The organism is Actinoplanes lobatus (assembly GCF_014205215.1).
Taxonomy (GTDB): domain Bacteria; phylum Actinomycetota; class Actinomycetes; order Mycobacteriales; family Micromonosporaceae; genus Actinoplanes; species Actinoplanes lobatus.
The window spans coordinates 2,305,129-2,321,725 of the sequence record NZ_JACHNC010000001.1; the positions used below are offsets into that span (position 1 = coordinate 2,305,129).

The 16,597-nt window shown below is 69.0% G+C and carries 17 protein-coding genes and 1 tRNA gene; 11 read left to right on the plus strand and 7 right to left on the minus strand.

All coding sequences use genetic code 11. The annotated features are described in order from the left end of the window. The first annotated feature begins 165 nt into the window (after positions 1 to 165). The 3 genes from BJ964_RS10560 (at position 166) to BJ964_RS10570 (ending at position 1,841) form a co-directional block, all read left to right on the plus strand. Positions 166 to 1,047: a helix-turn-helix domain-containing protein gene (locus BJ964_RS10560; protein WP_188120516.1), complete on the plus strand. Its 882-nt coding sequence runs from the start codon at positions 166 to 168 to the stop codon at positions 1,045 to 1,047. After that, positions 1,017 to 1,235, plus strand: coding sequence for a DUF397 domain-containing protein (locus tag BJ964_RS10565; RefSeq protein WP_372441892.1), 219 nt, complete (start codon positions 1,017 to 1,019; stop codon positions 1,233 to 1,235). The genes BJ964_RS10560 and BJ964_RS10565 overlap by 31 nt, the downstream gene beginning before the upstream one ends. Positions 1,236 to 1,397: 162 nt before the next feature. Then, a complete protein-coding gene (locus BJ964_RS10570; protein ID WP_188120517.1) occupies positions 1,398 to 1,841 on the plus strand; it encodes a hypothetical protein in 444 nt (147 codons plus the stop codon). 3 nt (positions 1,842 to 1,844) lie between these two features. On the opposite strand, the gene BJ964_RS10575 is transcribed toward BJ964_RS10570, so the two are convergent. The 3 genes from BJ964_RS10575 to BJ964_RS10585 all read right to left on the minus strand — a co-directional run bounded on the left by BJ964_RS10575 (position 1,845) and on the right by BJ964_RS10585 (position 3,719). Then, positions 1,845 to 2,468: a hypothetical protein gene (locus tag BJ964_RS10575; protein WP_188120518.1), complete on the minus strand. Its 624-nt coding sequence runs from the start codon at positions 2,466 to 2,468 to the stop codon at positions 1,845 to 1,847. A 143-nt stretch (positions 2,469 to 2,611) separates the two neighbouring features. After that, a complete protein-coding gene (locus BJ964_RS10580) occupies positions 2,612 to 3,436 on the minus strand; it encodes a WecB/TagA/CpsF family glycosyltransferase (protein ID WP_188120519.1) in 825 nt (274 codons plus the stop codon). A 200-nt stretch (positions 3,437 to 3,636) separates the two neighbouring features. After that, positions 3,637 to 3,719 (minus strand) — tRNA-Leu (locus tag BJ964_RS10585). 232 nt (positions 3,720 to 3,951) lie between these two features. On the opposite strand from BJ964_RS10585, the gene BJ964_RS10590 reads away from it, so the two are divergent. From BJ964_RS10590 to pknB, 7 genes are all read left to right on the plus strand, one after another. After that, a complete protein-coding gene (locus BJ964_RS10590; RefSeq protein WP_188120520.1) occupies positions 3,952 to 4,740 on the plus strand; it encodes an FhaA domain-containing protein in 789 nt (262 codons plus the stop codon). Positions 4,741 to 4,745: 5 nt separating this feature from the next. Then, the gene (locus BJ964_RS10595) at positions 4,746 to 5,228 is read left to right on the plus strand and encodes an FHA domain-containing protein FhaB/FipA (RefSeq protein WP_043525772.1); all 483 of its coding nucleotides are present in this window, start codon (positions 4,746 to 4,748) and stop codon (positions 5,226 to 5,228) included. Next, positions 5,225 to 6,580, plus strand: coding sequence for a PP2C family protein-serine/threonine phosphatase (locus BJ964_RS10600; RefSeq protein WP_188120521.1), 1,356 nt, complete (start codon positions 5,225 to 5,227; stop codon positions 6,578 to 6,580). The genes BJ964_RS10595 and BJ964_RS10600 overlap by 4 nt, the downstream gene beginning before the upstream one ends. 77 nt (positions 6,581 to 6,657) lie before the next feature. Next, positions 6,658 to 8,112 carry an FtsW/RodA/SpoVE family cell cycle protein gene (locus BJ964_RS10605; protein ID WP_188120522.1) on the plus strand — a complete coding sequence of 485 codons (1,455 nt, stop codon included), beginning with the start codon at positions 6,658 to 6,660 and terminating at the stop codon, positions 8,110 to 8,112. Then, positions 8,109 to 9,611, plus strand: a complete 1,503-nt coding sequence (locus tag BJ964_RS10610) for a peptidoglycan D,D-transpeptidase FtsI family protein (protein WP_188120523.1) — start codon at positions 8,109 to 8,111, stop codon at positions 9,609 to 9,611. The genes BJ964_RS10605 and BJ964_RS10610 overlap by 4 nt, the downstream gene beginning before the upstream one ends. Position 9,612: 1 nt before the next feature. After that, positions 9,613 to 10,947 (plus strand): serine/threonine-protein kinase, encoded by a 1,335-nt coding sequence (locus BJ964_RS10615; RefSeq protein ID WP_188120524.1) that lies wholly within the window; start codon positions 9,613 to 9,615, stop codon positions 10,945 to 10,947. Then, the gene (gene pknB, locus BJ964_RS10620; protein ID WP_188120525.1) at positions 10,944 to 12,710 is read left to right on the plus strand and encodes a Stk1 family PASTA domain-containing Ser/Thr kinase; all 1,767 of its coding nucleotides are present in this window, start codon (positions 10,944 to 10,946) and stop codon (positions 12,708 to 12,710) included. The genes BJ964_RS10615 and pknB overlap by 4 nt, the downstream gene beginning before the upstream one ends. 56 nt (positions 12,711 to 12,766) lie before the next feature. Here pknB and BJ964_RS10625 read toward each other — a convergent pair whose 3' ends face one another. Genes BJ964_RS10625 through BJ964_RS10640 form a run of 4 tightly spaced genes read right to left on the minus strand, consistent with a single transcriptional unit; the run spans position 12,767 to position 15,973 of the window. Next, the gene (locus tag BJ964_RS10625) at positions 12,767 to 13,417 is read right to left on the minus strand and encodes an aminodeoxychorismate/anthranilate synthase component II (RefSeq protein ID WP_188120526.1); all 651 of its coding nucleotides are present in this window, start codon (positions 13,415 to 13,417) and stop codon (positions 12,767 to 12,769) included. Between the two features lie 4 nt (positions 13,418 to 13,421). Continuing rightward, positions 13,422 to 13,679: a hypothetical protein gene (locus BJ964_RS10630; RefSeq protein WP_188120527.1), complete on the minus strand. Its 258-nt coding sequence runs from the start codon at positions 13,677 to 13,679 to the stop codon at positions 13,422 to 13,424. 3 nt (positions 13,680 to 13,682) lie between these two features. Further along, on the minus strand, positions 13,683 to 15,176 hold the full coding sequence (locus tag BJ964_RS10635; protein ID WP_203832621.1) for a class E sortase: 1,494 nt from the start codon (positions 15,174 to 15,176) through the stop codon (positions 13,683 to 13,685). Next, positions 15,176 to 15,973: a DUF881 domain-containing protein gene (locus BJ964_RS10640; RefSeq protein ID WP_188120528.1), complete on the minus strand. Its 798-nt coding sequence runs from the start codon at positions 15,971 to 15,973 to the stop codon at positions 15,176 to 15,178. Before BJ964_RS10640 ends, BJ964_RS10635 begins: the two co-directional genes overlap by 1 nt. Positions 15,974 to 16,170: 197 nt before the next feature. Here BJ964_RS10640 and BJ964_RS10645 point away from each other — a divergent pair, with 197 nt between their 5' ends. Then, a complete protein-coding gene (locus tag BJ964_RS10645; protein ID WP_183225786.1) occupies positions 16,171 to 16,434 on the plus strand; it encodes a cell division protein CrgA in 264 nt (87 codons plus the stop codon). Positions 16,435 to 16,597 lie beyond the last annotated feature (163 nt).

Sequence of the window (16,597 nt, forward strand, 5' to 3'; positions counted from 1 at the left end):
TTTGTCGGACTTGCCCGCGTCTTTCAAGAACGTTAAGTGATGCAAGCCATACGGAAAGATTGCACCACCAGTCTCGTCGATGCAAGTTGCATGTCACGCTTCCGTGATTCTCCGTGATCATCCAATGTGCTTGAACGATCATGAGCGGCTCGGGAGACTGGTCGGGTGAATCGACGTCGCAGTCCCACCGTCCGTCGACGCCGCCTCGGGGTGGAACTGCGCAGGTATCGCGAGGCGGCCGGCGTGACCATTGATGTGGTGGCCGAGCGGCTGGGCTGCTCGACATCCAAGATATCCCGGATCGAAACCGGGCATACCACCGCCAGCCCGCCTGACGTGAGCGCCATGTTGGCCATTTATGGGGTCGATCCGGACATTTCGGGAGAGTTAGTTGAAATTTCGCGAGATGCCCGGAAGAAAGGTTGGTGGCACCCCTTCTCCACCGTCCTGAACAGCACTTATGTCGGCTTCGAGGCCGAAGCTAGATCAATTCAAGCGTACGAGCAGCAGGTCATTCCGGGCCTTCTGCAGAGCGAGCAGTACGCAATGGCTCTCATTCGATCCGCCCGATGGGATGACACCGATCAGGAAATCGCGCAACGGGTCCGCGTCCGTATGGAACGGCAGTCGTTACTGATTCAGGACGATCCAATCGATCTCTGGGTGGTGCTCGATGAAGCGGTGGTGAGTCGCCCGGTCGGTGGCGACGCGGTCATGCGCGATCAGTTGCGACATCTGGTCGAGACCGCCGGCCTGCCGAACGTGACCCTCCAGATCCTGCCGTTCGCGGTCGGCGCGCACGCCGCCATGGACGGTGCGTTCGCGATCCTCGACTTCCCCTCGGACGGTGACCCCGCCCTGGTGTTCGCCGAGAACGCGGCCGGTGGGCTCTTTCTGGAGAAGGACGACGAACTCCGCAAGTTCCGCGAGGTGTTCGGCACCATCCGGGCTGCCGCCCTGGATCCGGAGGCGTCCATCGAGATGATCGAAAAGTTGGCAGAGGAGCCATTGTGGAAATCGAGGCGAAGGGCCTCCGAGTCGACTTGAACCAGGCACGCTGGTTCAAGAGCACGCGGAGCGGGCCGAACTGCGACAACTGTGTCGAGGTCGCGTTCGTCGGCGAGGCTATCGCGGTGCGCGACTCGAAGAATCCGTCGGGACCGGCGCTGATCTTCACGACCGCGGAGTGGGACGCGTTCGTGGGCGGAGCCAAGGACGGCGAGTTCGACCTCTGAGGATGCCTGAGCGGTCGGCCCGGTGATTCGATCGCCGGGCCATCCGTTGCTATTTGCCCGATTCGCGTCGCTGTGCGCGACTCGCCTCGTTGAAAGCTCCAGGCGCGGACCGGACCGCGCTGACGGGCCGGGACACACCACCGACGAGGCAAGGCAGTAGAGATGACGATTGGTTCCGAGAACCTCAGCAGCGGTTCGTCGACGGCGCAGGACCGCTTCAGCGGGGGCGTGAGCGCGTACCGGCAGGGCCGGCGGGAAGCCCTCACGGGCGATCACAGCGACGGTGAGCTGGTGTCCCGTACCAGCTCCGGCCTGCCGACCCGGTCGCCCGGGCGTTCCCACAGCATCGAGCCGACCAGCCCGCTGGACCGGGCCGCGAGACTGCCCTCCCTGGATCTGCAGAACCTGAACGAGCCGGTCTTTCCGTCCGGAACCTGGTCCGACTCCGGGAACCAGTCGATGGCCGACCACCCGCTGCTCCGCGGACTGCTGCTGGAGCTGCCGGCTCGGGGGACGCTGCCGCCGTCGGAGTGGCTGGACCGCTGGTTCGAGGCGACCCGCTCGATCCTGGAGCTGCTCTACGTCCAGGAAGCCAAGCAGCACTGACGATCAGCGGGCGCCGGCCGGCGCCCGCTCCCGGTCCCGGCGCCCGATCGGGGCCAGCACCAGAGGGGCCAGACGGCTGTGCCGCAGCGCCGCCCGGATCCCGATGCCGGCGACGGTCACCACGATCACCGTGACGGCGATGCCCAGCATGCCGGTCGCCGCGCCGCCGGGCACGTCCACCAGGCCGGCCGCGATCGGTAGGCCCACCAACGCGGCCACCCCGGTGATCTGCAACGGCGCGGACAGCAACGGGTGGGCGGCCGCGGCCCGCAGAGCCGGCGGAACCGGCGTCAGCGGCGCGGCGGCGAACGCCCCCGCGCCGCGCCGCACCCAGCCGAGTCGGCGCAGGGTCGCGGTCAGCACGATCAGTGCCGGCACGCCCGGCAGCAGGGCGGCGGCCGGCGCCGCCGAGACGCCCGGCACCAGGGCGGCGACCAGGAGGATCGCGGCGAACACCGCGACACCCGCGCCGACCAGCGCGGAGAGCAGCCCGGCACGGCGGCGCAGCTGACGCGCGGTCACGGCGGCGGGCATCCCGTCGACCAGGAGCCCGGCGGAGAGCCAGACGGCGGCGAGGGTGCCGATCAGGATGACGTCCACGACGGTGTTCACATCGACAGCGTTCACCGCTCGCGTTCGTACCGAAACCGGGAGATGCCCGGACCGGGCACCCGTAGGGGTTCCGCGACACTGTGCGTAGGTGCCTCAGCACGCTCCGTCGAGAGCGGACAGTGATCTATAACGCACTATCCGAAACAAGATCCGGCCGGTCAGACGGCGAAGTCGTGGATCCGCTCGGTGGCGGGCGCCGGCGGGGTCGCCTTCCACAGGCCCAGCCGCTGTACGGCGAGGCGGCTCAGGTACGCCGGATTGAGCAGTACATACCGCTTCCACAGCCGCTTCGGCTCCAGGCCCAGGCGCCACAGCCACTCCAGCGCGTAACGCTGCATCCACGCGGGCGGGTTCTTCAACAGGCCGGCGTGGTAGTCGAAGGCGGCGCCGACGGCCAGCAGCGGCATGTCCAGCAGCGGGCGCATGGCGTAGGTGAAGATCTCCTGCCGGGGGCAGCCCAGGCCGACCAGCACCACGCGGGCGCCGGACGCCTTGATCCGTTCGGCGATCGCCTCGGCCTCACCGGGCTCGGACTTGCGGAACTTGGACGCCTCGACACCGGCGATCCGGAGCGACGGGAACATCCCCATCAGGGCCGGGACCAGCCGCTCCAGGGTGGGTTCGGTCGACCCGTACAGGTAGATGGGCAGGCCCTCGGCGGCCGCCTGCTCGACGACCCGGAGCGTCAGCTCAGGACCGTACACCCGGTCGGTCAGGCCGGCCTTGTGCAGCACGTTCAGCGCCCAGCGGACCGGCTGGCCGTCCGGTGTGACCAGATCGAACGAGTTCAGCCGCGCGTTGTGGGCGGGATCCTCGACACCGGTCATCACGCCGTGCACCGCGAGCGCCGTCACGGCGAACCCGCGCCGCTCCTTGGCGGCCTCGATGATCCGGGCGGTCGCGGTCGCATAGTCGGTCGCATCCACGAGCACACCGAGAACGTTGCGCTTGCCCTGTCCGACACCCGCACTAGTCGTTGTCACGACCGTCACTCCACCCTGAGAACCGATGAGGCGGCGAGCATAGCGCCCCGTACACCTTCACTCGAAAGGTGACGTGAAACTCCGGCGCTCACCCGTACCCCAAAGGGGTTGATCTTGTAGCCACTCGAAAGCGCGACTGAATCCGGAAACGACGAAGCGCTCCCGTCCGCAAAGCGGGCCGAGAGCGCTTCAGCGACTCGTGGGGATGGGGGGAGTTGAACCCCCACGTCCGTTAGGACACACGGACCTGAACCGTGCGCGTCTGCCATTCCGCCACATCCCCATGTGACTTGCCTCGAAGATCATACATCCGACCATCTCGGCCGAAGCGGGCTGGTCGAACCTGCTTCGTTGTTACTGGCTGCGACAGACTACGCTGTCGCACGTCACCAAGCGAGTAGATACCGCCTTGCGACGCTGGAAACACTAGCACGGCGTCAGAGGCGGTCATACGAGGGTCAGAAGTGCCGGCAGCTCTTGGGCTAAGGATGCGCAAGCGGCGGCCGGATACCATCATGTCCTCGGAACCCGAGGAGGAGCCGGTGAGCGTGCTGCAGCGCTTTGAGAAGCGATTGGAAGGCCTGGTCGAAGGGGCCTTCGCGAAGGTGTTCAAGGGTGTCGTGCACCCTGTGGAGATTCTGAATGCCATGCAGCGGGAGGCCGAGGCGCACAAGGCCATCCTCGCCGGTGGCCGCACCCTCGTGCCCAACCGCTATGTGATCGACCTGTCGCCATACGACCACAGTCGGCTGGCGCCCTATGCCGCCGCGCTGGCCCAGGAGCTGGCGCAGTCCCAGGCCGAGTTCATCGGTGAGCAGGCCTGGACGGTCTACGGCGACGTGATCGTCGAGATCGAGCGGGGCGACGGACTGGACACGGGCATGTTCCGGGTCACCGCGGAGGTGTACACCGGCGGCGAGGTCGCCCCGGTGCAGCAGCCCGCGTACGACGCCGGCCCGCAGTACTCGCCCTACGACCAGCACCAGCAGGGTGGCTACCAGCAGCAGCATCACGGTGGCCCGCGCAGCGTCGGCCTGGTCTCCGGCGACGGCCGGACCTACCCGTTGCAGATGGGCTCGACCGTGATCGGCCGCGGTGACCAGGCGAACCTTCGCCTGCCCGACGTCGGTATCTCGCGGCGTCACGCCCGGCTGGACTACGACGGCAACCAGGTCGTGCTGACCGATCTGGGCTCGACGAACGGCACCATGGTCAACGGCCAGCGGGTGTCCGCCGTCGCGCTCAACCCGGGCGACATGATCCAGCTCGGCACCACCACGCTCACCTTCCGAGTGGACGGCTAGCGACCTTGCCCGAATTCGTCCTCACCGTCGCCCGATTCGGTTTCCTCATCCTTCTGTGGATCTTCGTATTCACGGTGGTCGGGGTCATCCGGCGGGATCTCTTCGCCGGTGGCCGGTCCAAGAGCATCGTCGCCAGCCCTCGGGGGGTGGGTGGCGCGGTGCTCCAGGGTCGGCCGGCGAAGGCGAAACGCGGTAAGGCGGCGCGGCAACTCGTCGTGACCGCCGGTCAACTGGCCGGCACCCGCATCACGCTCGGTGAAGCCCCGATCACGATCGGTCGCGCCGAGGATTCGACGCTCGTCATCACGGATGACTTCGCGTCGGCCCGGCACGCCCGGTTGGTGCCCCGTGAAGGCCAGTGGTTCGTGGAGGACCTCGGCTCGACCAACGGCACGTACCTTGATCGCGGTAAGGTCTCCGGACCCACTCCAGTCCCCCTTGGCGTTCCGATCCGGATCGGGCGCACTTCTCTCGAGTTACGGCCATGACCCTGACCCTGCGCTATGCCGCTCAGAGCGACCGCGGTCTGATCCGAGACCTGAACCAGGACTCCGTCTACGCCGGGCCGCGACTTCTCGCTGTCGCGGACGGCATGGGCGGCATGGCCGCCGGTGACGTCGCGTCCAACATCGTTATCGCCGCCATGGCGCCACTCGACGAAGACGTCCCCGGGGACGCCATGGTCGACGCGCTCCGGCACGCCGTCGGGACCGCCAATCAACAGTTGCGGGACACCGTCGACGCCAACCCTCAGCTGGAGGGGATGGGGACCACGCTCACCGCGGTCCTCTTCTCCGGCAGCAAGTTCGGCATGGTGCACATCGGGGACTCCCGTGCGTACCTGCTGCGCAAGGGTGAGTTCTCGCAGATCACCAAGGACGACACGTACGTCCAGATGCTGGTCGACGAGGGCCGGGTCAGCCCCGAGGAGGCGAGCAGCCACCCGCAGCGGTCGCTGCTCACCCGGGCGCTGGACGGCCGGGACATCGACCCCGAGTACTCAGTGCGCCAGGTCCTCAAGGGCGACCGCTACCTGATCTGCAGCGACGGGCTCTCCGGCGTGGTCAGCGGGGAGACGATCGGGCAGACCATGCGTGAGCTCGCCGACCCGAAGGCGTGCGTGGAGCGGCTGGTGCAACTGGCCCTCCGCGGTGGCGGGCCGGACAACATCACCGTGATCATCGCCGACGCCGTCGACGGCATCGTCGAGCAGGCGCCGATCGTGGGCGGCGCGGCCTCCCTCGACCGGGGCAACACCACGGTCGCCGACAGCTCCACCTCGGCGGCCCGGGCCGCGGCGCTCAAGCCGCAGCCCCGCCCGGCGCAACCGGAACCGGCCACCAACGGCTACGACCGGGAGCCGGAGCCCTCCGGCCACCCGGTCCGGACCGCGCTCATGGTGCTGGTGCTGCTCGGAGTGCTCGGCGGTGGCCTGTGGCTGGGCTGGAAGTACACCCAGGACCAGTACTACGTCGGCTCGACCGACGCGGGTCAGCTCGCCATCTTCCAGGGCGTGCCGGGCCAGATCGCCGGGGTCGACCTGTCGACCGTGAGTGAGACCAGCCAGGTCAGCCTGGAGGACCTCACGCCGGTCGCCCAGGAACGCGTCAAGCAGGGCATCCACGCCGACAGTCAGACCGCCGCGCGTTCCACGCTGGCCGGCCTGACCAGCGAGGAGCCGACGAACCCGAACCTCAAGCCGATCTGCAACGCCGCCGGTGTCGCGCCGTCGGCCGCCGCCTCGGCAACGCCGGCGAAGACCACGCCGGCCCCGTCCGCCGCCGCCTCGGAGAGTGCTCCGCCGAGCGTCGACCCGGTCGGGTGCCGGACCGTCGACTGAACACACGGCCTACACGTCTGGGGAAATTCTTGACCGCGCCCGCCGTACCGGCTCCGACACCCGCCTCCACGGGCGAGATGTCGCGTATCCGGCAATGGAAGACGCGCCGCAACGCCGAGCTCGGACTGCTCGCCTTCGCCATGCTCCTCGTCGCCGCGTTCGGCGCGACGGTGGAGGCGAACCAGTTCGACGAGATCCGGCCGAACTTCTGGGTGCCGGCCGCGCTGATCGGCATCCTGTTCCTCGGCCTGCACGTGGTCGTCCGGTTCACGGCGCCGTTCGCCGACCCGGTGCTGCTGCCGGCGGTGGCACTGATCAACGGCATCGGGGTGGCCTTCCTGCGCCGCCTCGACATCGCCCGCGCGATCGCCAACGACGAGCCGGTGCCGGGGTTCTTCGCCGAGACCGGCGGCCGCCAGCTGGCCTGGACGCTGCTGTCGCTGATCCTGGCCGCGGTGCTGCTCCTGCTGCTGCGCGACCACAAGGTGATCTCCCGGTACGCGTACACCCTGGGCCTGGTCGGCATCGTGCTGATGATGATCCCGGCGGTGCTGCCCGGCAGCATCTCCGAGGTCAACGGCGCGAAGCTGTGGATCCGGCTCGGGTCGGTCTCGATCCAGCCGGGTGAGTTCGCCAAGCTCGCCCTGGTCTCCTTCTTCGCGTACTACCTGGTGCGCAAGCGGGAGGTCCTGTCACTGGCCAGCCACCGCTTCCTCGGCATCGACTTCCCGCGCGGCCGGGACCTGGGCCCGGTCATCACGGTGTGGCTGTTCAGCCTCCTCGTCCTCGTGTTCGAGAAGGACCTCGGCACCGCCCTGCTGTACTTCGGGCTCTTCGTCGTCACGCTGTACGTCGCCACCGAGCGGTCCAGCTGGCTGATCATCGGCCTGGTCCTGTTCTTCGGCGGCGTCTACGTGGCGTACCTGCTGGGCTCCGCGATCGGCGGCCCGTTCGCGAACTTCTACGACCGCGCCGAGCTGTGGCTCGATCCGTTCTCCCAGGAGAACTACACACGCGAGAGCGGCAACAGCTACCAGCTGGTCCAGGGCCTGCTCGGACTCGGCACCGGCGGCCTCTTCGGCACCGGGCCGGGCGCCGGTTCGCCGGGCAAGGTGCCCGAGGTCCGGACCGACTTCATCTTCGCCGGCCTCGGCGAGGAGATCGGCCTGTTCGGGCTCGCCGCGCTGCTGGTCATCTACCTGCTGATCGTGGAGCGCGGCCTGCACGCCGCGCTGGCGGTCCGCGACTCGTTCGGCAAGCTGGTCGCCGGCGGTCTGGCCTTCACCCTCGGCCTGCAGGTCTTCGTCATCCTCGGCGGCATCACCGGCCTCATCCCGCTGACCGGCCAGACCACCCCGTTCCTCTCCGCCGGTGGCTCGTCGCTGATGGCGAACTGGTTGCTCATCGCCATGCTGTTGCGGATCTCCGATGCCGCGCGACGGCCGGCGAACAGCATCGCCGAGCGGATCAGCGGACCGAAGAAGGCACCCACCCAGTTGCACGGCGCCATGACGGAGGTGATCAAGCCGTGAACGCCCCCCTCCGACGCTCCGGTGTCGTCATCCTCGTCCTGTTCGGTCTGATCTTCGCCAACCTCAACTGGATCCAGGCGTACAAGGCCGACGACTACCGCACCGATCCGCGCAACCAGCGGGTCCAGGTCGCGGAGTACGAACGCCCCCGCGGTTCGATCGAGGCGGCCGGCGGTGTCGCCCTCGCCCAGAACACCGAGACCGAGGGCGAGCTGAAGTACCAGCGGGTCTACCCGAAGAAGGAGATCTACGCGCCGATCCTCGGCTACAAGCCGGTGGACGGCGCCGCGGTCGGCATCGAGGCGGCCGAGAACGACATCCTCTCCGGCGCCAGCGACAAGCTCTTCGCGGACCGACTCAGCGACATGTTCACCGGTGACAGCACCGGCGGCGGCAACATCGTTCTGTCGATCAACCCGCGTGCGCAGGAGGTCGCCTGGAAGCAGATGACCGACAACGAGCGCGGTGTCACCAAGGGCGCGGCGGTCGCGATCGACCCGGCCACCGGCGCCGTCCAGGCCATGGTGTCGATGCCGAGCTACAACCCGAACCCGCTGGCCAACCACGACACGGCGGCGGCCAGGCAGGCCTACGACAAGCTCGAGGCCGACAAGGACCAGCCGATGCTGAACCGTGCGGTGGCGAACACCCTGCCGCCCGGCTCGGTGTTCAAGGTGATCGTCTCGGCGGCCGCGCTGGAGCACAACTACAACATCGGCAGCGAGCTCCAGGCGGGCAGCGTCTACCAGGAGGGCGGCGCGACGATCCGCAACTCCGAGGACGAGGTCTGCCCCGGCAGCACGATCACGCTCAAGAAGGCCCTGACTACGAGCTGTAACACCGCGTACTCGCGGCTCGGCGTGAAGCTCGGCCGCGATGTGGTGATCGACACAGCGAAGAAGTGGGGCTTCGAGAACGAGGACCTCGTCGTCGGCGACCTGGAGAGCAAGAAGGGCCTGTCGGTGGCGGCCAGCCGGACCGGCGCCATCGCGAACGAGGACGGCTCCGTGGACAAGGCCGCGCTGGCCCAGTCCTCGCTCGGCCAGCGCGACGTCCGGATGACCCCGCTGCAAGGTGCCATGATCGCCGCGACGGTCGCCAACAACGGCAGCCAGATGCAGCCCTACCTGGTGCAACAGCAGCTCGACTCGGACCGCCGGACGATCTACACGGCCAAGCCGAAGGAACTGCGCGAGCCGATCGACTCCTCGGTCGCGAAGGACCTCCAGGAGATGATGCAGAGCGTCGTCGAGGAGGGCACCGGCAAGAACGCGCGGATCTCCGGGCTCACCGTCGGCGGCAAGACCGGTACCGCACAGAACGTCGCGGGCGCCGACCCGCACGGGTGGTTCGTCGGTTATGCCCTTGATGAGGACGGCAAACCGGTCTCCGCGGTGTGCGTCATGCTGGAGAACGTGCCCGGCGGGCACGCCAGTGCCGAGGCTGCCCGGATCGCCGGGCTCATCATGAAGGCCGCCGCGGGCCAGGGAGGGAACTGACATGATCCGCCCGGGGGTCACGCTCGGGGGGCGATACCGCTTGGAGGAGCGGATCGCCGGGGGCGGCATGGGCGACGTCTGGCGCGGCACGGATGACGTGCTGGGCCGTACCGTCGCGGTCAAGATCCTGCTGCCCGCCCTGCTCGACGAGCCGGGCTTCGCCGAGCGGTTCCGCGGTGAGGCCCGGACCATGGCGACCATCAACCACCCGGGCGTCGTGGACGTCTACGACTACGGCAGCGACCAGCAGATCGCGTTCCTGGTCATGGAGTACGTCGAGGGTGACGCCCTCTCCCGGACGCTGAGCCGGGTGGGCCGGCTGACGCCGGCACGGACCATGGCGCTCGTCGCGCAGGCCGCCGACGCACTCCAGGCCGCCCACGGCAACGGCATCGTGCATCGCGACGTCAAACCCGGAAACCTTCTGGTACGCCCGAACGGCACCCTGGTCCTGACCGACTTCGGCATCGCCCGCTCGGCACTCGTGGGCCAGCTGACCGTGGCCGGCGCGGTGCTGGGCACGGCGTCGTACATCTCCCCGGAGCAGGCCGCCGGCGACGTCGCCACCCCGGCCTCCGATGTGTACGCCCTCGGTGTCGTCGCCTACCAGTGCCTCTCCGGCCACCGGCCGTTCGACGGCGCGACCCCGATCGAGATCGCCATGAAGCACGTCCGGGAGACCCCGCGGCCGCTGCCCGGCGACATCCCGCCCGCGGTCCGCGCCATCGTGGAGCGCGCCATGGCCAAGGACCCGGCGGCCCGCTGGCCCAGCGCCTCGGCGATGGCCGCGGTGGCCCGGCAGGCGGCGTCCTCGCTGACCACGAACGTGCAGCAACCGGTCGTTCAGCCGGCCCCGCCGGTCAGCCCGGCTCCGCCGATGAACCGTCCGCAGTCCGGCGGCCCCACGGCCGGGGCGGCCCGGGCCGCGGTGCCCAGGCCGGTCTCCGGCGCCCGGGGAGCGGCGTCGGTGCCGGTCCCACCATCGGTGGCGCCACCGATGTCGCCGGCCCCCTACCGGCAGTCGGCTCCGCCGGTCAACGCCTACCATCCTTCGGCCGCCAAGCCGGAGAGCTCCTTCGGACGCCAGGTGCTGGTTGTCCTCGCCGTCGTACTGGCGCTTCTGGTGCTGCTCTGCGCCGGGGTCATCTCTTTCCTGTTACGACATGGCAACGGCACCACCGCCGGGAGCAACACGCTGGGCTATCACAGCAGCTCCCCGGCTATCCTCCGCTCGGACGTGGTCGCTGACCCTGTGTCGGTGGCGTCGTACCGTCTTACGAAAGCCGATGCCCAGCTCGGCTGGATCCGACCGAACGAAGGACGACAGACGTTATGACGGCGCAGGCCCGCCTGCTCGGCGGCAGGTACCAGGTCGGCGAGCTGCTCGGCTACGGCGGCATGGCAGAGGTGCACCGTGGCCGTGACCTCCGGCTCGGGCGCGACGTCGCGATCAAGATGCTGCGTACCGACCTGGCTCGCGACGCCACGTTCCAGGAGCGGTTCCGCCGCGAGGCACAGAACTCCGCGGCGCTGAACCACCCCGCCATCGTCGCCGTCTACGACACCGGTGAAGAGCTGTCGGCCACCGGCGAGAAGCTTCCGTTCATCGTGATGGAGTTCGTCAACGGACGGACCCTCAAGGAGGTGCTCGCCCAGGAGCAGCGCCTCCAGCCACGCCGGGCCCTCGAGATCATCGCCGACATCGACGCCGCGCTGGAGTTCAGCCACCGGCACGGGATCATCCACCGGGACATCAAGCCCGGCAACGTGATGATCACGCAGAACGGCCAGGTCAAGGTGATGGACTTCGGCATCGCCCGGGCGCTGGCCAGCGGTGCCACCACGATGACGCAGACCAGCGCGGTCATCGGCACGGCGCAGTACCTCTCCCCGGAGCAGGCGCGCGGTGAGTCGGTCGACGCCCGGTCCGATGTGTACGCCGCCGGTTGCGTCCTGTTCGAGCTGGTCGTCGGCCACCCGCCGTTCGTCGGTGACAGCCCGGTGAGCGTGGCCTACCAGCACGTCCGGGAGGACCCGCGGACGCCCAGCTCGATCAACCGCGACATCCCGCCGGACATCGACGCGATCGTGCTGAAGGCGCTGGCCAAGAACCCGCTCAACCGTTACCAGAGCGCTCAGGAGATGCGCGCCGACGCGTTGCGTGCCGTCTCCGGTCGCCCGGTGATGGCCACCCCGGTGATGAGCCAGGCCGAGACCGTGGCGATGACCGGCGGCCCGCGCCAGCAGTGGCAGCCGCAGGCCGCCACCACCATGCAGCGGCCGGTCTCGCCGGGGATGGGCGCGCCCCAGAAGCCGGAGAGCCGGTCGTCGTGGGTGATGGCCGCGGTGGCCGGCGTGGCCGTACTGGTCGTGGTGGTTCTCGGTGTGGCCCTGGCGATGGACCGCGACAAGACGCCCACCAACAACGAGCCGCAGTCGATCCCCATGCCCACCCTGGTTGGGCTCACCCTGGACCAGGCGAACGCGGAGCTGAACCGCGTCAAGTTGACTAATGTCTCTCCGCAGAAGCCGACGACCGGTGAGGACTGCGACGGGAAGATCGTCAAGCAGTTCCCGGACCCCGGTACCACCACGGAGCTCACCCAGCAGGTCACCTACCAGGTGTGCAACAAGCCGGACGAGGTGCCCGTGCCGGAGGGCCTGGTGGGTGGCACCAGCGCCTCGGCCAAGAAGACTCTGGAGGGCCTCGGTCTCGAGGTGGACTTCCGCAGTGTCGACAGCGTGGCCGAGAAGGGTCAGGTTCTCGAGGTCGAGAGCGAGGGCGAGAAGGTCGCGCCCGGCACCACGATCACGGTCAAGGTGTCGAACAACAACCTGGTGATCGTGCCGGACGTGTTGAAACGCTCCCAGGAGACCGCCGAGGCCCTGCTGGAGGAGAACTTCCTGACCTTCGACGTGGTCTACGTCCAGGCTGACGGCGAGCCGGGCACCGTGATGAGCCAGGACCCGAAGGCCGGCAAGAAGGTAAAGAAGAACACGCAGGTCAAGCTGCAAGTGATCGCCGAGCCTGACCCGAACACCAGCGGTTCCCCGTCGCCCGACCCGACCGGTGCGGGCGCCGGCGTGGAATTCGACTGAGACGTACGAACACGAAAAAGGCCGGGGATTCTCCCGGCCTTTTTCGTATCGCCAGGTCAGGCGGTGGCGAAGGCGGAGCGGCGGCGGGTCTCCACCTCGGCGGCCAGCGCCGGGGCCTTCTCCAGGGCGGAGGGCAGCCCGCACGCGGCCAGCCAGTTGGCCAGCATGGTGTGACCGCCCTCGGTCAGCACCGACTCCGGGTGGAACTGCACACCCTCGATCGGCAGCTCGCGGTGCCGCATCGCCATCACCACACCGGACTCGGTCGTGCCGGTCACCTCGATCTCCGCGGGCAGGGTCTCCGGCACGACGGCGAGCGAGTGGTAGCGGGTCGCGGTGAACGGGTCGGGCAGCCCGGCGAGCACACCGACGCCCTTGTGGTGCACGTCGGACGTCTTGCCGTGCAGCAGCTCGGGGGCGCGGGCCACGGTCGCCCCGAACGCGGCGCCGATCGCCTGATGGCCCAGGCAGACACCGAACATCGGGAGCTTCCCGGCGTACTCCCGGATGACGTCCGTCATGATCCCGGCGCGGGTCGGCTCGCCGGGTCCGGGCGACAGCAGGATGCCGGCCGCACCGAAGCCGCCCACCTCGGCCACCGAGATCTCGTCGTTGCGCCGCACCTCGCAGTCGGCGCCGAGCTGGCCCAGGTACTGCACCAGATTGAAGACGAACGAGTCGTAGTTGTCGATCACCAGAATGCGCACGTCATCACCTGCTGGGGCTGGGATGGGGTTGATTGGAGGTCGTGCTGTAGGGAAGCTCGTCGTCACCCGGGACGACGGTCGTGCCACCGGCGTCCTCCCCGGTGCCGGCCTCCACCTGGACGTCGTCGAACGGCAGCAGCGGGGTGGCCCACGGGAACACCACGTACCAGAGCAGCAGCCCGACCACCGAGACCAGTGCCACCGACATGGTCAGCTTGCTCCAGCCGCCGCCCGGCAGCTTGCGCCAGATCCATGCGTACATCCGTTATGCCTTCATGTCGGCCGGCATGCCGGCGTCGGGCAGGGCCTGATTCCGGGGGACGGTCTGGACCAGCTCGGCGTGGATGATCAGGCGCTGGTAGTTGTTGAACTTCGGGTTGCAGGTGGTCAGCGTGAGCAGCGCCTTGGTGGGTTTCGCCTTGGGCTTGCCGGGAACCGCGGCGACCACCGTGACCTGGTTCGGCTTCACGATCTCCTGGTCGTAGACGCGGTAGACGAACCAGCTCTCCCGGGTCTCGACGCCGATCACGTCGCCGGACTGGAGTTCGTCGAGGCGCCAGAAGATCTTCTTGATCCGGTGCCCGGCGACCGAGAAGTTGCCGAGCTGCCCGGGCTTCGCGGTCTCCGGGTAGTGGCCAGGCGCGTACCGGATGTCGTCGGGCTGCACGCCGTCGACGACCACCCACTTCTTGTCGAGCTTCGGGATGTAGAGGCGGCCGACCAGGTTGGCGCCGGGCGCCTTGGGGCCCTTGACCGCGGTGCTCGCGGTCGGTGCCACGGTCGGGTCGGCCCAGGCCTGGTCCAGTTCCTCGCCGAGGTTGTCCTGTTCGGCCTGCACCGCCGCGGAGTTTCCGAAGACCTGGTAGCCGGCGAAGAGCAGCACCACCAGACCGAAAGTGATCATGACTTCGCCGGAGGTGCGGATGGCGGTCCGGATCCGGGAGCCGGCGCTGGGGCGGGTCAGCTCCGAATAGACGCTCTTGTAGCCCTCGTCGGTCTGCTCCGGCCGCAGCTTGACCACCCGCTCACCCCGCTTCGCCTTGACGGGCTCCGAGGTGTCCGGGTCCGGTGCGTCGGCGCCGGTCGAGCCGCCACCGGAGCCTACTCCGGCAGTGGTGGTCACCGATGCGGCTCCGAGCGCGGCGTCCGGCCCGGCCGCCTCCCGGGCGGCATCCGCGGCGCTCTTCGCGGGTTTCTCCGGGATCGTCGGGAGGATGCCGGTCGGAGCATCCACCGTACGGATGACCGTGGTGACGCTCGGGTCCCGCGTCGGGCCGGCCGTCCAGGGCTGTGCCGGTGTGCCCGCCGCGGGCAGCCAGGCGGTGGTCCCGCCGGGGGAGCCGGGCGCCTCCGGTGGGGGCCAGGCCGGCTCGGTGCGCGACCAGCGGTCACTGGGCTGCCGGCCGACGGCGGGCGTCCCGGCGGTGATCATCGCCGGGTCGGCGGGCGGGCTCAGCGGCTCGCTGGGCGGCGGGATCGCCGGAGTGGTGGTCCGGTTGGGGATCGGCGCCGTCGGGCCGCCCAGATCGTTTGCGGGGGCCTTCGCGGGGAAATCGTTCCCGCCGGTCCGCGACGCGGTGGGCTCGGGACGCGGGTCGACGTTGCCGCCCGGCCCGATCGGCGGCGCGAGTGGCCCGCCGGGCACCCCGTCGGGCGCCGCATCGGTGATCCGGGGGATGTAGGCGGTCTGCGCGTCGCTGTCCGGTGCGCGATGGCGGCCCGATCCGGCCGGGCGTGCCGGGTACTCCGGGGGAACCATCACCGGGCAGCCTGCGCCGATCGGAGGTCGGTTGATCCGTCGTACGCCTGCAAAGTCACGTTCTTCTCCACCTTTTCCTGGTAGCCGAGCCCGAAGTCGGCGACGGCCTCCCGGAACTGCCTGACTCCCTCTGACGACTCCAACGCGCGACTCAGCGCTGTGGGTTCGCCGATCGCTGTGATCTTGAAGGGTGGTGAGAAGACCTGGCCGTGAAGGAGCAGCGTGTTGCCGACACAGCGTACCGCGCTCGTGGAGATCACCCGGACGTCCATGATCGTCATAGCCTCGGCCCCACCAGCCCAGAGAGCGTTCACGACGGCCTGGACATCGCCCTGGTGGACGACCAGAGCGTCGTTGTCCGGGGCGTTGTCGCCGAAGTCGGAATCACGCCGGGGGGAGTCGTCGAGGGTGATGCTCAGACCCGGGCCGTGCATCTTCGAGAAGCCGGCCGACTGGCGTAGGGCGCCGGCCTGATCGAGGGCCGGGCGGCCCAGCTCGGCCAGCCGGGCGGTCTCGGCGTCCACCGACTTCCGCAGCTCGGCCGCGCGCTTCTCGCCGGCCGCCAGGCGGTCCCGCTTCTCGGCGATCAACTGGGTCAGTTGTGGGCGCCGGTCGTCGCGCAGTGCCGTACCGCCGGCGGTGTTCGCCGAGGTGGTGAAGAGCAGGCCCGCCGCCAGCGCGATCAGCGGAACCCCCACCGACCAGAGGGAACGGTGCTGGTCACGCCGTGGCCGGAGGCCGCGGGCGACGCGCCGGAGAACGAGTTTCCAGGAGGCCCCAGCAGCGCCGTCGTCCACGTCGCCTCCCACTCGAAAGCCCACCCCGCCCCCTCAAGAACAGACGCCGAGGTATTTTCCTGCCCCGGCGGGTGCCTCTCTGCACAGCGCCTTGACTACGCTAGCTGTCGAACAGTATTCGCCACGGGCAGCATTCGGGACTCCCGGAGCCGCTCAGCGGTGGGTTGTTCACCACTTGTTGCCCTCAGGAGAGCACCGTGCCCAAGTCGCAGGTTCGCAAGAAGAAGGTCTACACCCCGCCGTCGGACATCAGCCCGGCAGTCAAGGGTGCGTCCAACAAGCCGAGTCCGGTGTGGGTTCCAGCCACCGCGGTCGCCCTGATCGTCATCGGCATCGCGTGGCTCGTCGTCTACTACCTGTCCTCCCAGCAGTGGCCGGTGGAGAGCTGGCAGTACTGGAACCTCGCGGTGGGCTTCGGCTGCATGGTGGCCTCACTGGGCCTGCTCTCGCGCTGGCGCTGAAATCTCACGTGCCGCCATCGCGCGGTCACGTGAAAAATTGCAGAAGCAAGCGCACCCCCGCTCGCCGTGGGGTGCGCTTTCGGCGTGGGGGTGCATCGCCTTGACCTGCGGCGCGCGCCCGTCTATTACTCGTGGGTAACATAGGCTGGCGCACCGCCGACCG

Bases quoted from the DNA above. Each gene is read 5' to 3' on its own strand.
- BJ964_RS10570 (WP_188120517.1), top strand. From the start codon at position 1,398: ATGACGATTGGTTCCGAGAACCTCAGCAGCGGTTCGTCGACGGCGCAG.
- BJ964_RS10590 (WP_188120520.1), top strand. From the start codon at position 3,952: ATGTCCTCGGAACCCGAGGAGGAGCCGGTGAGCGTGCTGCAGCGCTTT.
- BJ964_RS10600 (WP_188120521.1), top strand. From the start codon at position 5,225: ATGACCCTGACCCTGCGCTATGCCGCTCAGAGCGACCGCGGTCTGATC.
- BJ964_RS10605 (WP_188120522.1), top strand. From the start codon at position 6,658: ATGTCGCGTATCCGGCAATGGAAGACGCGCCGCAACGCCGAGCTCGGA.
- BJ964_RS10615 (WP_188120524.1), top strand. From the start codon at position 9,613: ATGATCCGCCCGGGGGTCACGCTCGGGGGGCGATACCGCTTGGAGGAG.
- pknB (WP_188120525.1), top strand. From the start codon at position 10,944: ATGACGGCGCAGGCCCGCCTGCTCGGCGGCAGGTACCAGGTCGGCGAG.
- BJ964_RS10630 (WP_188120527.1), bottom strand. From the start codon at position 13,679: ATGTACGCATGGATCTGGCGCAAGCTGCCGGGCGGCGGCTGGAGCAAG.
- BJ964_RS10635 (WP_203832621.1), bottom strand. From the start codon at position 15,176: ATGGTTCCCCCGGAGTACCCGGCACGCCCGGCCGGATCGGGCCGCCAT.